The 16,881-nt window shown below is 58.3% G+C and carries 16 protein-coding genes; 3 read left to right on the top strand and 13 right to left on the bottom strand.

Annotated features, from left to right (window positions below):
* Window positions 1–207: 207 nt before the first annotated feature.
* Both galE and ADADO0_RS01600 read right to left on the bottom strand, forming a co-directional pair.
* Entirely contained in the window at window positions 208–1,185 is a 978-nt protein-coding gene (galE, locus tag ADADO0_RS01605) for a UDP-glucose 4-epimerase GalE (protein ID WP_511303336.1), read from the bottom strand.
* Window positions 1,182–2,159 carry a UDP-glucuronic acid decarboxylase family protein gene (locus ADADO0_RS01600; RefSeq protein WP_511303335.1) on the bottom strand — a complete coding sequence of 326 codons (978 nt, stop codon included), beginning with the start codon at window positions 2,157–2,159 and terminating at the stop codon, window positions 1,182–1,184. Before ADADO0_RS01600 ends, galE begins: the two co-directional genes overlap by 4 nt.
* A gap of 387 nt (window positions 2,160–2,546) precedes the next feature.
* Here ADADO0_RS01600 and ADADO0_RS01595 point away from each other — a divergent pair, with 387 nt between their 5' ends.
* The gene (locus ADADO0_RS01595; RefSeq protein WP_511303334.1) at window positions 2,547–3,701 is read left to right on the top strand and encodes a hypothetical protein; all 1,155 of its coding nucleotides are present in this window, start codon (window positions 2,547–2,549) and stop codon (window positions 3,699–3,701) included.
* Window positions 3,702–3,861: 160 nt separating this feature from the next.
* On the top strand, window positions 3,862–4,662 hold the full coding sequence (locus tag ADADO0_RS01590; RefSeq protein WP_511303333.1) for a class I SAM-dependent methyltransferase: 801 nt from the start codon (window positions 3,862–3,864) through the stop codon (window positions 4,660–4,662).
* A gap of 41 nt (window positions 4,663–4,703) precedes the next feature.
* Here the strand turns inward: ADADO0_RS01590 and ADADO0_RS01585 are convergent, their stop codons facing one another.
* Both ADADO0_RS01585 and ADADO0_RS01580 read right to left on the bottom strand, forming a co-directional pair.
* Window positions 4,704–7,301 (bottom strand): glycosyltransferase, encoded by a 2,598-nt coding sequence (locus ADADO0_RS01585; RefSeq protein WP_511303332.1) that lies wholly within the window; start codon window positions 7,299–7,301, stop codon window positions 4,704–4,706.
* A gap of 34 nt (window positions 7,302–7,335) precedes the next feature.
* On the bottom strand, window positions 7,336–8,655 hold the full coding sequence (locus ADADO0_RS01580) for a DUF6212 domain-containing protein (RefSeq protein WP_511303331.1): 1,320 nt from the start codon (window positions 8,653–8,655) through the stop codon (window positions 7,336–7,338).
* Window positions 8,656–9,161: 506 nt separating this feature from the next.
* Here ADADO0_RS01580 and sciP point away from each other — a divergent pair.
* A complete protein-coding gene (sciP, locus tag ADADO0_RS01575) occupies window positions 9,162–9,437 on the top strand; it encodes a CtrA inhibitor SciP (RefSeq protein WP_511303330.1) in 276 nt (91 codons plus the stop codon).
* Between the two features lie 187 nt (window positions 9,438–9,624).
* Here the strand turns inward: sciP and phnN are convergent, their stop codons facing one another.
* The 9 genes from phnN to ADADO0_RS01530 all read right to left on the bottom strand — a co-directional run.
* Window positions 9,625–10,212, bottom strand: a complete 588-nt coding sequence (phnN, locus tag ADADO0_RS01570; protein ID WP_511303329.1) for a phosphonate metabolism protein/1,5-bisphosphokinase (PRPP-forming) PhnN — start codon at window positions 10,210–10,212, stop codon at window positions 9,625–9,627.
* Window positions 10,209–11,369, bottom strand: coding sequence for an alpha-D-ribose 1-methylphosphonate 5-triphosphate diphosphatase (locus tag ADADO0_RS01565; RefSeq protein WP_511303328.1), 1,161 nt, complete (start codon window positions 11,367–11,369; stop codon window positions 10,209–10,211). The genes phnN and ADADO0_RS01565 overlap by 4 nt, the downstream gene beginning before the upstream one ends.
* The gene (locus tag ADADO0_RS01560) at window positions 11,341–12,450 is read right to left on the bottom strand and encodes an acyltransferase family protein (RefSeq protein ID WP_511303327.1); all 1,110 of its coding nucleotides are present in this window, start codon (window positions 12,448–12,450) and stop codon (window positions 11,341–11,343) included. The genes ADADO0_RS01565 and ADADO0_RS01560 overlap by 29 nt, the downstream gene beginning before the upstream one ends.
* Before the next feature lie 95 nt (window positions 12,451–12,545).
* Window positions 12,546–13,286, bottom strand: a complete 741-nt coding sequence (gene phnL / locus ADADO0_RS01555) for a phosphonate C-P lyase system protein PhnL (protein ID WP_511303326.1) — start codon at window positions 13,284–13,286, stop codon at window positions 12,546–12,548.
* Complete coding sequence (gene phnK / locus ADADO0_RS01550; RefSeq protein ID WP_511303325.1) at window positions 13,283–14,080, bottom strand: phosphonate C-P lyase system protein PhnK; 798 nt, start codon at window positions 14,078–14,080, stop codon at window positions 13,283–13,285. The genes phnL and phnK overlap by 4 nt, the downstream gene beginning before the upstream one ends.
* Entirely contained in the window at window positions 14,077–14,955 is an 879-nt protein-coding gene (locus tag ADADO0_RS01545) for an alpha-D-ribose 1-methylphosphonate 5-phosphate C-P-lyase PhnJ (protein WP_511303406.1), read from the bottom strand. Before ADADO0_RS01545 ends, phnK begins: the two co-directional genes overlap by 4 nt.
* Window positions 14,956–14,960: 5 nt before the next feature.
* Window positions 14,961–16,103, bottom strand: a complete 1,143-nt coding sequence (locus tag ADADO0_RS01540) for a carbon-phosphorus lyase complex subunit (RefSeq protein ID WP_511303324.1) — start codon at window positions 16,101–16,103, stop codon at window positions 14,961–14,963.
* Window positions 16,104–16,106: 3 nt separating this feature from the next.
* Complete coding sequence (gene phnH, locus ADADO0_RS01535) at window positions 16,107–16,712, bottom strand: phosphonate C-P lyase system protein PhnH (protein ID WP_511303323.1); 606 nt, start codon at window positions 16,710–16,712, stop codon at window positions 16,107–16,109.
* Window positions 16,712–16,881: phosphonate C-P lyase system protein PhnG (locus tag ADADO0_RS01530; protein ID WP_511303405.1), on the bottom strand; the 170-nt coding region annotated here is incomplete at its 5' end. The genes ADADO0_RS01530 and phnH, both read right to left, overlap by 1 nt.

Here is a 16,881-nt window from a genome sequence, read left to right as displayed (position 1 = left end):
GCGCTCCCGTGGTGAACCTGGCCGATAGCGCATCCTTCCAGTTCACCGAGAACAGGGCCCATCAAAGTCCGGAATCAAATACCTAGGTCACGAATTAATATTCGTTGTGACATTTAATTCTCATTTTCTCGCTTCGACTATTGCTCTCGTGGAAAGAGTCCTGCGTACGGTCAGAGAATTCCATCAATCCGTCTATCATCCCGCGCATCATCCATCATATTTGCGCCAAGCCGTCCGAAGGATTGTATCAAGATCAGAGTGACGCGCCATGAATCCGATCGTGTCCCACGCAGCCGAGACGTCAGCCAGAAGTACAGGTGGGTCCCCCTCTCGACGCGACTTCACCACGTAGGGCACTTCTCGGTTTGTTGTACGTTTGATGCCTTCTAGGATTTCCCGGACGGATGTACCGCGTCCTGTCCCAAGGTTTAGCTTCAGCACTCGTGCCTCTCCAGCCAAACACTTTAGAGCTGCGACGTGGCCAATTGCCAAATCCATAACGTGTATGTAGTCGCGAATGCACGTTCCGTCAGCAGTCGGGTAGTCATCTCCAAACACGTCCACTGCTGGAATGAGCCCCGCCGCCGCCATGAGGCAACGCGGAATCAAGTGGGTTTCCGGATCATGCTCCTCTGCAAGATCCCCGTCCAAATCAGCTCCGCAGGCATTGAAATAGCGAAGGGCGGCATATCGAAGGCCATAGGCGTAGGAGTAATCCGCCAGGATACGTTCCACCATCAACTTCGATGCACCGTATGGATTAATCGGAGACTGCGGCGTCGCCTCGTTAATCGGTGTGGTCTCTGGAATTCCGTAAGTCGCACAAGTACTTGAGAAAACGATCGTTTCGATCGACGCCCTGGCCATTTCAGATAGGAGTGTGAGCGTGCCGTTTACATTGTTGCGATAATAGCGCGCGGGCTCCGTCATCGACTCGCCCACATAGGCGAAGGCGGCAAAATGGATCACCGCTTCCGGCTTGTAACGCCGAAATGTCTCATATAGCCGCTCGCTATCAAGGATGTCGCCGACGACCAATGGTCCCCATTGGACATTATGCCGATGGCCACTCGACAGATTATCGTAGACGACGCATTCCATGCCTTCCTGTGCCAAGCGCTTACAGGTATGGCTACCGATATATCCGGCCCCCCCTGTGACCAGAACCCGCCGAGGCCCGCTCACCTAGATGCCTCGCTGATGCGCTCGGAACTAAGAAAATTATCGAAATAGGCAATCGTCTTCTTCAAGCCGTCCTCAAGATTCACCTTGGGTGACCAGCCGAGAATGTCCCCCGCCATAGTGATATCAGGCCGGCGCTGTTTCGGATCGTCAGGCGGCAACGGACGCGAGACAATCTTTGATTGTGATCCGGTTAACTGGATCACAATCTCGGCAAGCTCCCGGATCGTGAACTCGCTTGGATTACCGATGTTGATCGGCCCCGTCACCTCCGGGCCGGTCGCCATCAGGCTCAGAAATCCTTCGACTAGGTCGTCGACGTAGCAGAACGCACGCGTCTGTTTGCCTTCGCCGTAGACGGTTATGTCCTGTCCGCGTAACGCCTGAACGACGAAGTTAGATACGACGCGACCGTCATTCGGATGCATCCTGGGTCCGTATGTATTAAAAATGCGAACGACCTTGATTTCAAGCTTATGCTGGCGGTGGTAGTCAAAGAACAAAGTTTCCGCGCAGCGCTTTCCTTCATCATAGCAAGAACGGAAGCCAATTGGGTTGACTTTCCCCCAATAGGATTCGGGTTGCGGATGCACTTCAGGGTCGCCATAAACCTCGCTTGTGGATGCCTGAAAAACCTTTGCTTTCAAGCGTTTGGCCAGTCCAAGCATATTGATGGCCCCATTCACGCTCGTTTTCGTAGTCTGAACGGGATCGAATTGATAGTGAACGGGCGATGCTGGGCAAGCCAGATTATATATTTCATCGGCCTCAACGTAGAGCGGATGCGTAACGTCATGCCGTAAAAGCTCGAACCGCCTGTCATCCAAAAGGTGGGCTATATTCCGCCTCGTTCCGGTGAAAAAATTATCAACACAGAGAACCTCGTGTCCTTGAGCAAGGAGCCGTTCGCAGAGATGAGATCCTAGGAAACCGGCGCCGCCCGTAACAAGAACCTTCTTGGATGTGTTATAACGCATTCCAAAATCTACCTTAGTGATGATGGCGCCTCGATGGGCCATCAAAAGTCATTGCGGTACCGCGTTCTGTCAATCGGCGTGGTCCCGTTTTTATCGTACCACTCCACGCCTATGGAGGCAGGCAATCTACACCGGCAGCTCGCCGCTTCAAATCTGCTTGTAGCGTGCACCAACCAACCTCTCCCTACGAGGGGACATTCGGATGCCCGCTTGGCCTATTCGTATCACTTATCCCGACTGCCGCCCTTAGCTTGAATGCAAAGTCATCAGTTAGAAAATCTGTAAAGAGAGAAAAATAGTCGAGAACAGTTTGTTTGTAAGATGAGCGCGGTGCCTTGAAATTATTTCATATCGATTTTTATATACGCTGTAGAGAAGGATATTCGAGTGATCTGGAAAAATGATTTTTTTCGCCCTCGGCCACGGTTTCAGGCGGTATTTTATTTCTGTTCTATTCTCGCATTGTGCGAACTGTCAGATGCCGCCGCCCAGGCGCAATCGCGTGCGCTGATCGGCGTTAACGTGACAAATCCACAGTGGCGGTCAAGCGAAGAGCGCGCGCGCTTGCTGGACGAATTGCAGTCGGAAGGTGTCACGCTGATCCGTGTTCCGGCTGTGCCGGATTCAAGCGGCGATATGGGTCCGACGGTTGCGTTTATCGCTGAGGCCTATGCGCGGGGTATCCGCACGCAATTCAATATCTGGCCGGCTTATCGCGCTGGCACGGTCCTCAGGCCGCGCATGGCGGGTACCCTCGCAACCTGGGATCAGGCGCCTTTATCGAGCACTTGGCCGGCCTTAACCGCAATGGTGTTTAGAGACTATCTGCGCCGCCTGGAGAGTCGCGGGGTGGTGCTTGCCGGCATCGAGCTGGGAAATGAGATTAATTGGACCCCGTTCAACGGGGATTTTGACGTGCCCGGCCGCGGCGCCGTCTTCGATCTCAAAGCGTTGGAAACAGATCCCGCAGCAAGGCGTATCGCGGCTGGTTATGATGCGTATTTGAAAGCCCTCGAGGCGGTCAAGGAGGTCAGAAACACATCGCGCCTGAATGCTAAAACCCCGCTCATCTCAGCGGGCCTGTCGGATGCCGGTCCGCCCCATCCGCCGACCGGCTCGGGCCCAGACGCGGTTGGCCTGGAGGCGACGCTCGAATATCTGCGAGCGCGCGGTCTCGACGATCTGGTTGACGGTTATGGCGTGCATACGTATGTCGGCCCCGGTTTTTCGCCAGAAGCTCGCCTTGCACACCTCGCGACGAAGATATTCTCGCTCTGCTCCCAAGAGCGACCCTGCTGGCTTAACGAATGGGGTGTGGAGTGGCAGTCCCAAGCCTGCCCCACACATGATGCCGAGGCACAGAAAATGGTTTCGGACCTTCGCAGGGATCTCGACCATTTCGTGCAAAAAGGCGTTGTTGCCGCCCTGATTTACTATGAATGGCGCGGCGACGATAAAAAGTACGACATCTATCGCTGCGGCGGCCTTACCCCAACAGGACGCGCCGCGCTTAATCCACAATCGCCCACAGCAGGAAATTGATTTTGCTCCTGGATGATAAGATGTCGAGTGACACCTTCATCAACAGGAGAAGCGTGCAGGGATTAATTTCGGCCAGTTACGGGGCGCCATCCCGTGTCGGCGTCTAGGCTTGCCTAGCCAGAAACGATATCGATTTCCGACCATCCCAGAGGACGCGTGCATGCTTGAATCGGACCGCCTATCTATGTCGATCGCTTCCTGGTCGGCCGGCATCGCTTACGAATCCGACTTCTGGGCGAACTGGGTGTCCTCGGGTGGCTTGGCGTGGCCGGAGGAGTTCCGGCAAAGGCTTGACCCGTCGATGGAGATCGACGAGCACTTCGCCGCCCTGCTTATTGGCAAGGTCGATCCGAAGATTCTCGATGTTGGTGCGGGCCCGCTTACAATTGTAGGAAAAGTTCTTCACGGAAAGCCATTGACTGTAGAGGCCTGCGATCCAATTGCTGATCTCTACGCTCATTTCATTGCGACTATTGATCAAGAGCCACCCATAAAAACTGCGTTCGCAAATGCGGAGGATCTTTCGGTTTTCTATGATGAAAGCTCATTCGACATCGTTACATGTCGAAATGCACTCGATCATTCCTTCGACCCTGTGCGCGGTATCATTGAAATGTTGCGGGTCGTGAAGCTCGATGGAAGTGTAGTCTTGCGGCATTTTCAAAACGAAGCTGAAAAGGAAGCCTATATCGGTTTCCATCAATATAACTTTGACCTGGATGGGCAAGGAGATTTTGTAATTTGGAATAAATCTGAGCGTGTGATCGTCAAAGATATCTTGCCGATAGATGCAGAGATAACCTCAAGTCTAATGCATGGACAGGTGGACATCGTCATAAAAAAGCGAAGTGAATTTCCCGCCGAAAATGCCAGTCGATACCGTCAGAGATCTCGTGAACTCATAACCGGATTGATAGGGTATTATGTGAACCAAGAGTTATTACGGAGATCTATGTTGTAATTTCAAGTTTCCATATTTGTAGCTTCGTTCCGAGAGTGGAATTACTCTTTTTCAAGAGCCGGCTGCGGCCTCTTTCGCTTGGCTGTTTCTTCCCTAATCCAATTCGCGAGAGGTTCGACATTCCGCGTCCATGATTGCGTGCGAGCAAAAGCCGAGGCGCGTCGACCCAAAGCGCGCATTTCATCCGGTCGTCCCTGCAAGTCTCGCAAGATCGATACCGTCTTTTCGACGAAATTGTTTTCGGAAACGAGGTATCCGGTGTCCTGATCGATGACCAACTCACTGACAGCGCCGACGTCCGATGCGATGACCACCACGCCGAACGACATCGCTTCATGCAGAACAAGCGGAAGTCCTTCGTAACGGGAAGGCAGCACCAGAACATCTGCCCAGGCCAGGCGCTCCGTAATGTCTGCCCCGCGAAGGACCGGCGGCTCGATCACGATGCCGTCGAGTTTCAGCGGCTCCTTTCCCTGATGGATTATCGCCTTTCCTATGACGCGCCAGTCCAGAGCTAAACCTTCCAGCTTCGCGCGCGCGATGATCCGTTCGAGGCGATCAGCGCCTTTTTGAGGATCCAGCCGCCCCATGAAAAGGCAGCGCAGCGGTCCTTGCCGGCTCTCGCGGGATGCGATGGCGTCTTCGACATCATGATCGCCGATAGGAAAGCCGCTGGCGTTCTGGATGCGTATCAGCTTTTGCCGAGGGACGCCCAGCCCGTGCATCTGGTGTTCCATCTGACGCGATACGGGCAGCATCACATCATAGACATGCTCGAAAGCCAGGCTGAGGAAAGGGTGCCCGTTTGGGCGTCCGTGCGCGTTCAAATCGAAGACGTGCTGACTGACGGCGGTCAAAATCCCGCAGCGTTTCAAAATTCCCATCGCGGACGAGATGTGGGCGCTGTGATTGTTGATGATGACATCGAGATCCCCGCACATGCCGGCAAGTTCGCCGATGCGTCCTGGCTCCAGTGCAGGCAAGCCGGTGCCGTTGAACTGGATATGATCCGTCCATTTGAAATCGCCGCTACCTTCATCCCTGTAGAGGCGGACGGTTTCGTATATCGGCCCAAACTCCGATGGAAGCGAAAGCTCGTTGGATCCAACGATGATGAGATGCGGCACCATGCCGAGCGATCGAAGTGCGAGCGCGGTCTGGTGTGCGACCCGTTCGACACCTCCAAAGGCCGCCAGGGGCAGCACGAAGCCGACGTGGATCTCTTTTCCCTCGCTATGCCTTGGAAAGAGGGGTCTCAATTGGTGCCAGTCGTCAGTGACGGTCAATGTCTGGCTCAAGCCCAGACGCATATTCGTGTCTCGTTTCCACTTTGCGCCATCCCCGTAGGTCCGGCGGAGGCCGCGTAAGGCGTCAATGAAAGACAGCACCTCACGCAGTATCGGGACGTGGTTGAGCGGAGCGGTGCTCATGTGAGGGGAGGGGATCTGGATGCTCAGGAAGCACACGGACGGTTCGGGATTCGCGCTGTCGAGCGAGGCCAGCCAATTCCCGTGCGGATCGTTGGCGCATTCTGAGAGAAAGCCGGTGCCCATATAGAACAGGTCACCCAGCCGAAGAGGGAAAGGCTGGTCTGAAATTTTGATTTGGTCCGGCTCTTCCGCCGGCATTAGGCGCACCGCTACGATATTGGCGGTGTCTTGCAGGCGTTCACATTCCCATAGAAGCCAATGCAACAGATGGGCGCCTGCCAACGCCTTCCATAGTCCCTGCGTGGCGAAAAAGGCTTGTTTCCCAACCAGTCTTTCAGGATAGCCCGCCAACCGCGCCGCGAGTTCATCGGCAGTGATCGTCCGCCCGCTCTGCAAGGCGGCCAGAGGACAGTCGAGCCCAAGGGCAATATTTCCCAAATCGACGTCGACAAATAGAGATCGTGCTCTTTCGGTAGCCTCAATCTGTAGTATTCTTTTCGGCGAAAATGAATGTCTATGTTTTCGTCTAATATAACCTAATATTTCCGGGCTATCTCTGTCACTGTTGGAAAGCATGCTCTCACCGCGCTTGCGGTAGCGGAAGCCGGAGTCAGGCAAATGCTGTCCCCGAAATCCCAGAGCGGTTGCCTGCAACCAGAAATCCCAGTCCTCATAACCCAATTTCATGGATTCATCGAAGCGGATGCCAGCCTTGAAAACACGCATGCGGACAAAGCTGCCAGCTTCACAGTAGTTGTGCTGAAGAAGTTCAAGAATGTCATATTTTCCTCGATAATCCGAAAGGAATCGGAGGCCAAAATTGGCGATGTCGGGAAAAAACCAGTCGGCGTCCGGGTTGGATGTACACGCTTCGCCGGCGCGTTTCATTGCCCAGCTTTCAAGCATGTTGTCGGCATCAAGGAAATAAATACCCTCGGACTCCGGATAATGCCTCAGCGCGATCTCGATGCCGGTATTGCGTGCCCCGCTTAAGCCCCGGTTGGTTTGGCGGTAGACGGCGATATGCTCTGGATAAGTCGCCTGGAACGTCGCGAGCGTCTCCACCGTCTCGCGGTACGGGCAGCCGTCATCAATGACGACAACTTTCATCTCATCGGCAGCCTCTTGCGACAGCAAGGACCGCAGCGCGTCCGCCACCAGCACCGAATGCTTGAAGACAGGGACAACGACAATGTAACGAAAGGGCATGCTACGCGTCTCCGGAAACCACGGCGCCTCGAATTCAAGATTCCAGGATGATTGCGCCCCAACGCGCCCAGGCGAAATTGGCTCTCTTATCCAGGCATGTCGTAACCAGAGCCAGTGTCATGTCTTTTTCGTCGGATGCCTCCCATTCGAAAACCGCGCGCCCTTGGGATTTTCCGGAGAGTTCGAACCAGGAGGATCTCTTAGCGGCCCAGCCGAGCCCCGTGTCCTTTAAGCTGATGCGCTTGGGGTTATCCCGGGCGATCAGGGCAATAGCAAAGCCCACTCGGGGGGCCTGCTCATGCGCAAGGCAAATGTCGACCTTAAGCCGCCGCACGCCGGTGAGATTCACACCGTCCAGGTGGACCACATTCATGAAATTCACGAGTGGATGCGCTTGCAGCATCCCGTCCTCCGCGATCACGAGTTGCCAGTCGTGACGGATCTCTTCGGCGTGGTATTGGATGCTTGGCCAAGAGCTAAGCAGCACGACCTCCGGCTTTTTTGCCGACGCAATGTCCTGATCTGCGACGATCCCCCCGCGTGCCGGAATTTTGGTTCCCGCCGGGGCAAAATCGAGCGCCAAAGCCAACGGAAATTCGAGATCGCGTTCGCCCAGCGTCGCACTCCATTTTGGTGTCATGCGCTGCTCGGCAAGGGCCAATTCTATGGGCCCTCCGCTATTGGTAAGAGCCCGGAAAGCTAAGGAAGGGGTGCGATACTGCTCGTCAAGCGCGATGGGCAGAGACAACAGCAGCGGGCCTTTGGGAAGGGGGCCACGAACCGTCCATCGATGAGAGAGGTCGCTGCCAAGGCTGAGGTCAACTTCAAGCCCCGATCCAACGGCGATGGGTGAAGCAAGGCGTATTGCCACAGAGCAGAGGCCGAACGGATCGTGCGGCAGAGGTTGCAACATATCTCGTTGCCCTGGTTTTAATTCCACCTTTCCCGCCCCTGGAGAGGTGGAAAACAACGTCTGGGGCTTTAGGAGTGTATGTCGATATAAATAGCGCTCAATTTCGACTTGTGAGCGTTGCGTGCGGTCCAGTAATTGACGAACTTCGGATAATTCAAATAATGTTCTGGTGCATTGTTCTGAAAGAGAAATATTTCTCTTGGTGAGAGAACTTGTTAATTCAGAAAGAACGCGTGCGATGCAGTCACCCTCGTTATCTTCATACGCAACAATAAATATATCAAAATCGCTCTCCCGCTTCATTTCAAGCAGCGCATTCGCTTTAAGAGGATCGGCCAAAACCCCGATGAGGCTCTGGTCAATGAGCCGCCTCGAAATCATGAAGTCGATCTCGGATTCGCTGATTATGCGGACGGATACTCCGGCTTCCTCGAGCGCCACCTTGAGTTTCTCTTTGGAGACACCACTCAGGCCCGCAAGTCCAACAACATAAACTGAACCGCACGGCGCCACTGGGCTACCCCTATGGAAAATCTGAATACGGTCTCTTATAAGCTGCGAATAAGATGTTTTCCAGTTGCGTTTCGTGCGCTAATAAATTCATATATTGTCAATATAAATTACAAAAAACTTCCCCTTTTATTCAAATAAAATATGCAGTAAATTCCGAAAATAGGAATTTTATATCTATTTAATGGAAAAATAATTAGGTAATTTTTGTCGTTAATTGTGAAAATATAGATTTTATAAAAAATTAGTCTATTAAAATTATCCAATGGGAGCAGTGATGAAATTTGTGTGCTTATCAGGCTTCATCACCTGTTAATTCCCGTTTCACCTCCTGTTAAGAAAAGTAAATAACATCTTTTATTTGTCCTTTAGGGAAATCTTCATCGCCATAGGTCACCATTGCTCCGGGTTGGGTTGAGTAATGGGTGAGCGTAACAATGACCGATGCCTATCGGCCGAGAGCAAAATACGTAATTGGACCGGACGGAAGTCCGCTGACAATTGCGGATCTGCCACCGCCAAACACACGCCGCTGGGTCATCCGGCGCAAGGCCGAGGTTGTTGCGGCCGTGCGCGGCGGCCTCATCAGTCTGGAAGAGGCCTGTAAGCGATACACTTTGACCGTGGATGAATTCCTCTCGTGGCAGGCCTCCATCGACCGCCACGGGCTGCCTGGACTGCGCACCACCCGCATCCAGCATTATCGGCAATAGCCACCGCAACATTGCGGCCGTGCCTGTCCCTCTCCGGCGAAATCGGCGGAAGGGGCGGGCACTGTGGCCTTGCGGGCGCCTCCGGGGCGGCCTGATCGACGTCATGCTGTTCACGGTAGTCGCCATCCGTGTAGATCAACGCCTTCAAGCCATCGACAAAGGCCACATCGAGACGGTTGTCAGCCGTTCAGGCGCCCGCCACACGGGCGATGAAGGCGGCAAGGCGCAGGGCGCCCGCTTCCGGCGTCTCGACATTCTGGATCTCAAGATCCGGCACCAGTGAGACCACAGGCGCCCGCTTCAGGCGCGCCTGTATATCGTCCGCCGCCTCCCGGCTGCGCTGTGCAAGCCGTTGCGCGCGCACATGTATCGGCGCGGTGACATGCACCACATATAGACGTTCGAACCGCTCCATCGCCAACGGCAGGGTGGCGCGCGAGCCGTTGGCGACCACGGTGTGCGCCTCCCTCATGGCGTCGGCTACATCCTCGCCCAGGGCATAGGACAGCCCGTGCGCCCGCCACCACAGGGCAAACCGCGGCTGCTGCTCCTCAAACGCAGATTCGCTAAGTGTTCCATGGGCTTCGCCCGCCCCAACCGGGCGGGTGACGAGGCGCCGGGCGAAGTGAACATCGCCCCGGTCCGCCAGCCGGGAACGGGCGAGATCGATCAGCGTGTCCTTGCCGGCGCCGGAGGGACCCACCACAAAAATCATTGCGCCGGGGCCGAGCTTGGCAGGTTCGGTGGGGCGAAGGCTCATGTCCTGCTGGTTCATGCCACGCGCCGCCCCTCCCGCCAAACCTCTCGAACAACAGGGATTTCTCCTGCCAGGCGAACCCGCACAAGGTCGGCGCGCAAGCCCTGGGCGATCTGTCCCCGGTCCGACAAACCAGCGGCCTGGGCCGGCGTCAGCGTCACCATGCGCACCGCCTGCGGCAGGCTTATGGCGCTTTCCCGGCGGGTCAGGTCGAACGCGGCCCAGAGCAGGCTGGATGGCACATAATCCGACGACAGGATGTCCAGAAGTCCAGCCTTTGCAAGGGATTGTGCTGAGACATTGCCGGTGTGCGAGCCACCCCGCACCAGGTTGGGTGCGCCCATAAGCACGCGGATTCCGGCGCCATGGGAGAGCCGGGCGGCATCGAGCGTGGTGGGGAATTCGGCGATCGCAACGCCGTCCTCCACCGCCTCCTCTACATGAGCCTGCGTGGCATCGTCATGGCTCGCCAGGACGATACCGTGAGCGTGCGCCAGCTTCACCAGGCCCGCCCTGTTTTCCCGAGCGCAGCGCGCGTGGCACTCCAGCCGAACGGCGACGATGATGTCCATTTCCGCGTCGGTGATGCCGCTCTTCTTCTTGTAATAGGACCGAAAATGCTCGGTGGACGTGAATTGCCGCTGGCCCGGCGTATGATCCATGAGCGAGATCAGCGATACCTTGTGCTGCGCCATCAGCGCAGCCGCGTCTTCCACGACGCTGTCGGTCGGGACCTCGCAGCGCAGGTGGATCAGATGGTCGGCGCGCAGTGCGTCGGCATCCTTTGCGTCCGCCAGCGCCTGGGCGAGGAGAGGCGCATCTCCATCCATGCCGACCGCTCGCTTGTCCGGCCAGACCCGCAGCGAGTCGAAGACAGTGGTGATGCCGGAGGCCGCGATTTGCGCGTCATGCGCCAGGATAGCCGCAACCGGATTCCACCGGACCTTGGGGCGCGGCGCGAGGTGGCCCTCCACATGGTCGGTGTGCAATTCGACAAGGCCGGGAAGGAGATAGTCTCCCTCCATATCCAGCGCGCTGGCAGGAGCGGAGCCGGAGGCGATATCAGCAATCACCCCGTCCTTGAGCCGGATGTGTCCGTTAATGACGGCGTTGGGGAGAACAAGACGGGCGTTGGAAAGGACCGCCTCAGTTGTCGGGGCGCTCAAGCGCGGCATGGGAAACCCCCACGGGCTTGGCTTCCAGCGCCTTGAGACCAGGTCTTTTGAACCAGAGGCTCAGCACGAAGCGCCGGGAGGGCATTTCCAGCAGCCAATGCGTCGGCACAGAAATCGCCGCGACCACCAGCGCCGACGCGCACGTCAGTAGCAGAAGATAGAGCGGAGGGGATGCCGTGGTCAGCCCAGACACGCGATAGAGCGCCTGGAGCACCGGAATATGCAGCAGGAAGATAGCATAGGAATAACGCCCGAGCGGCGCCAGTGCGGCCAGGGGCCGCCAGTATTCGCGGATGTCCTCGCGGCGGATCTCGATGAGGATCAGAAACACGAAGGCCAGCCGCAGCAGGCTGCCGCTGATCAGCGGATTGCCCACGAACAGGGCCGCAAGGATAACTATGGACGGGAACGCGTAGCGGCGCCGGACGGTGAAAGGCAATATGGCGTAAGCCACGCCGAAGCAGAACGGCACCGCCGCGCGCGCTATGCCCAGGTCGAATCCGAGTTGAACCAGACTGTAGCCGAAAAGCCGCTGAACCAGCATCTCCAGCACAAGGGCCATAAGGAAGATCACGCCGTAGAAGGCGTATCCCACCCGCTTCACCAAGCGGTAGAGCCACGGGAACAAGAGATACATCAGGAAGAGGGCGCTGAGCGACCACGTCGGGACGTTTATGACCGAAACGCCGATGCCCCACGACTGCACCAGGAGCAGATTGTGCGGCAACCAGATGAGCTTTTCGATCGCCCCTGCATCGTTGCGCAGGCCTGCAAGGCCGGGCATCACCAGCCATGCGACGCTGAAGATCGTTATGAGGAAATAAAGCGGATAAATCCGGGAAAGGCGCCGGACAATGTAGTCGGCGTAGCTCTTGCCATTGCTGATCTCGCCGTGGCTGGTCGCCGCGAGAATATAACCCGACATGGCAAAGAAAACGTCGGTCGAAAGACGAAGAACCTCGACGAGCAGAATGGCTTCTGGATAGTGCGGCAGCAGCATTGACGCATAGTGAAATACCAGCAGAACAACCGCCAGAACCACGCGTGCCCCGTCGAAGCTTTGTAACCGAGCCTGCGTCATTAAGGCGCCGCCTATCTGAAACACGCGCAAAAATTACCATGGCGCCCCTTACCTGCCTACTACTGAATCACGCCGCGAATTTGGGCAATATGCAACTAGGCGTCCCCGAAGCGGGTCACATCGACAGTTCTGTCGGCAACAGCCAGACGCACTTCGTCATCATGAAAAATTCCTAAAATCGCTGTGTTTTCAGCCTTCTTTTCCCGGATCAGTTCCACCACCACCGCTCGGTTCGCAGCGTCGAGGGAGGCGGTAGGCTCATCAAGCAGAAGCAGGTCTCGGCGCGCGATGAAACCGCGCGCCACATTGACGCGCTGCTGTTCGCCACCGGAAAAGGTGGCCGGTGGTAATTCCCAGAGCCGCTGGGGCAGGTTGAGGCGAGCGAGTAGCTCTCGCGCTTGGCGTGCGGCTTCGCCCTGAGAAATTCCGTCCAATCTTAACGGTTCACTCACTACATCCAGGGTGGATATACGGGGAATCACGCGTAGGAACTGGCTGACGTAAGCAATACGCTCACGGCGAAGCTTAAGTATGCGGCGTGGTGCAGCGGTTGCGACATCAACCTGTTCGTCGCCCTCGGCGATCAGGATTGAACCCGCATCAGTCCGGTAATTGCCGAACACCATCTTCAGAATGGAGCTTTTGCCAGCCCCGGATGGGCCGCCCAAAGCCACGCATTCACCCGCCGCGACCTCGAAATTGGCATCCTTCACAACCGGCAGGCAAAGGCCGTCGCGCAGGTGAAGCATGAAGGTCTTGGCGAGCCCCGCGACTTTGAGCGCGGGGCGAGGGGCAAACGGCGCCTCTGCCGTGGTGTCAAAAGCAAGATGTGTCATGCGGCAAGCACCGAGGCGACGAGAAGCTGGGTATAGGGCTCGTGGGGATCGTCGAGCACCTGGTCGGTGAGCCCGGTTTCGATCACCCGCCCGGCGCGCATCACCATGATCCGATGGGACAGGAGGCGCGCCACCGCCAAATCGTGGGTGACGATGATGACAGCCACGCCAAGGTCCGACACCAGTGAACGGATCAGGTCCAGCAGCCGGGCCTGCACCGAAACGTCGAGGCCCCCTGTGGGTTCGTCCATGAACACCAGGCGCGGTTGGGTGACGAGATTGCGTGCAATCTGAAGGCGTTGCCGCATGCCGCCGGAGAAGGCGCGGGGATCGTCGTCGATGCGGTCTGTGGCGATTTCTACCCGCTCCAGCCAACCAGCGGCCTCTCTGCGAATGTCGGCATAGTTGCGCCATCCCACCGCCATCAGGCGTTCGCCCACATTGCCGCCGGCGGAGACGGCCATGCGCAGGCCCTGCTCGGCATTCTGGCGCACGAACCCCCATTGGGTGCGCAACAGCAGGCGCCGCTCCGCCTCGGAAAGGCTTGATAGGTCGCGCATTACGCCGTCCGCCATGCGGTAGTCCACGGCGCCGCGGGTGGACTGAAGTTCGGTGGCGAGCAGAGACAGCAGGGTCGATTTGCCGGAGCCGGATTCCCCGACGATGGCAAGCACCTCGCCGGGATGAACCTCCAGGTTCACGTCTAGGCAACCGGGACGGGCGCCGTAATATTTGGTGAGGCCGCGCGCGACAAGCAGCGGTGCTTCACTCTCGCTTGTGCGCGGCCGGCTCATGGCTTGGCCTCGCGTGCAGGCGTGCCCATCTCGCCCACATGACCCTTGGCGCGACGGTCCTCGCAATAATCCGTGTCGGAGCAGACGAACATGCGCCCGCCCTTGTCGTCGAGGATGACCTCGTCGAGATAGACGTTCTTCGCCGCGCACAGGGCGCAAGGCGCCTCAAAACGCTGCACCTCAAAGGGGTGGTCCTCGAAATCCAGCGACACGACCCGGGTATGGGGCGGGACAGCGTAGATGCGCTGCTCGCGGCCGGCGCCGAACAATTGCAGCGCCGGGCAGTCGTCCATCTTGGGATTATCGAACTTGGGGACGGGGGAGGGGTCCATCACGTAGCGGCCGGCGACGGACACCGGGTAGGCATAGGTGGTGGCGATGTGCCCGTGGCGGGAAATATCCTCGTAGAGCTTCACATGCATGAGCCCATAGTCGGCGAGGGCGTGAAGCTTGCGGGTCTCGGTCTCGCGCGGCTCCAGGAACCGCAGCGGCTCGGGGATCGGCACCTGATAGACCAGCACCTGATGCGGGCCAAGCTTCGCCTCAGGAATCCGATGGCGGGTCTGGATGATGGTGGCTTCGGAGGTTTTCGTCGTGGTGGCGACCCCGGCGGTGGCCTCGAAGAAGCCGCGGATCGAGACCGCGTTGGTGGTGTCGTCGGAGCCCTGGTCGATCACCTTCAGCACGTCGTCTGCGCCCAGGATGGCGGCAGTCACCTGCACACCGCCGGTGCCCCATCCGTAGGGCATGGGCATCTCGCGGCTGGCGAACGGCACCTGATATCCGGGAATCGCGATGGCCTTGAGGATGGCCCGGCGGATCATCCGCTTCGTCTGTTCATCCAGATAAGCGAAATTGTATGTGATGGCGGGCATCGCGGTCATTCTGCGGCCTCCTCATGGTCGCGCGCCCAAGCCGTGGTGGCGTGTTCGGCGTGCATGCGGCGCACAAGTTCAAGCTCCGCTTGGAAATCCACGTAGTGCGGCAGCTTGAGGTGCTCCACGAATCCGGTGGATTGCACATTGTCGGAATGGGAGAGCACGAACTCGGAGTCCTGTGCTGGCGCGGACTTCTCCTCGCCCAGTTCCTCCCAGCGCAGCGCTCGGTCCACCAGCGCCATGGACATGGCCTTGCGCTCGGATTGACCGAACACCAGGCCGTAGCCGCGCGTAAACTGGGGCGGGGCCTCGGCCGAGCCCTTGAACTGGTTCACCATCTGGCATTCGGTGAGGGTGATGTCGCCGAGTGGGACAGCGAAGCCCAACTCTTCCACGAACATCTCCACCTGCACCTCGCCCATCCGAATTTCGCCGACAAACGGGTGGGTGCGGGCATAACCCCGCTGTGTGGAATAGCCGAGCGCCAGCAGAAACCCTTCGTCCCCGCGCGCAAGATTCTGCAACCGCGTCTCGCGGTCCGCCGGGAAGGAGAGGGGAGAGCGGGTGAGGTCGGGCGGCTCCATGCCGGTGTCCGGCGGCGCGGTCTCGATCAGGCCTTCGTCATCCAGCAAATCGGTGACGCGCGTCATCGGCACGGCCGGCCCTGCGGTCCGCGCGACCGGCGGTTTCGCCGCCGGCGCCGTGCGTGCGGCGGCATTGGTCTTTGCCGGTGCCGCGTTGGTGGCCAGGGCGGGGTCCAGCAGGCGGTGGGTATAGTCGAAGGTCGGCCCCAGCACCTGTCCGCCAGGCAGGTCCTTGTAGGTCGCGGAGATGCGCCGGCGGACCTGCATGGTGCCGGTGTCCACTGGCAGTGCCGCGCCGAAGCGCGGCAGGGTGGTGCGCAAGGCCCGCACCAGAAAGATCGCCTCGATCATGTCGCCGCGTGCCTGCTTCAGCGCCAGCGCAGCGAGATCGCGATCGAATAAGCTGCCTTCCGCCATGATCCGGTCGACCGCCAGCGTAAGCTGCTCCCGAATCTGGTCGAGGCCGATCTCCGGCACACCGGGGTCGCCGCGCCGGGTTTCCGCGAGCAGGGCATGTGCATTACGGATGGCCTCTTCGCCGCCCTTCGCTGCCACATACATGGCTCAGGCTCCATCTTTCAGGCGCACCGAGCGGGGCAGGCCCATAACCTCCCCCGGCGCGGCGAGGATGAGATCAACTCCGAGCGGAAACTGGGCCCGGTTTGCCCGAAGCCATTCCGCCATGTCGCGCGGCAGCGGTTCGGCACCGAAACTGGCCGTGCCCTTGATGCCCGGCCCCTCGATGCGGAAGCCGGCATGGGCGATGCGCTTCACCGCGACGATCAGGGTTGTGGAGCGGTCGGGATATTCCGGCTCGCCCTGCGCGAACACCGAGAGGTCCGGCATGTTTGCCGCGTCCGAAATCAGCGCAAACCGCGCTTGAGCGGGTGCGTCGACGATGCGGGCCGATGTGTGAAAGCGCAAAAACTGCAGCACGGCCTGCGCCTGTGCCAAAGGCGGATCGAGCCACACATTGGTCTCGTAATCCAACAGCGTCAGGGCGATGGCCGCGAGTTCCGGCGTCAGCGGCGAGGGCGGGGCGAGCTTGGTGGCAAAGGGTTCCGATTTGCCGGGGCGAGCCATGGCCCACATCAAGGCCTTGAACGCCCGCTGGCTGTCGCGTGGGGCATCGGTAAAACCTTTGGCAAATGACTGGGCCGGGGTATGCATCAATCTTCCCCGCGGGCCAGGGTGAAGAAATTCACGCGGGTGGCGGCCGTCTTCTCGACGCTGGCTTTTTCCTCTTTCGCGAGGCGTTTGCGCACCGGGCCCAAGGCTTCCTCGACGGCGAGGCGTGCCGCGTTGTCCTGCCAAAGCGCATCGAGCACGGCGGCAGCGC

It is taken from the genome of Aquabacter sp. (assembly GCF_965279295.1).
In the GTDB taxonomy this organism is placed as follows: Bacteria; Pseudomonadota; Alphaproteobacteria; order Rhizobiales; family Xanthobacteraceae; genus Aquabacter.
This window is presented reverse-complemented; position numbering and strand designations above follow the sequence as displayed.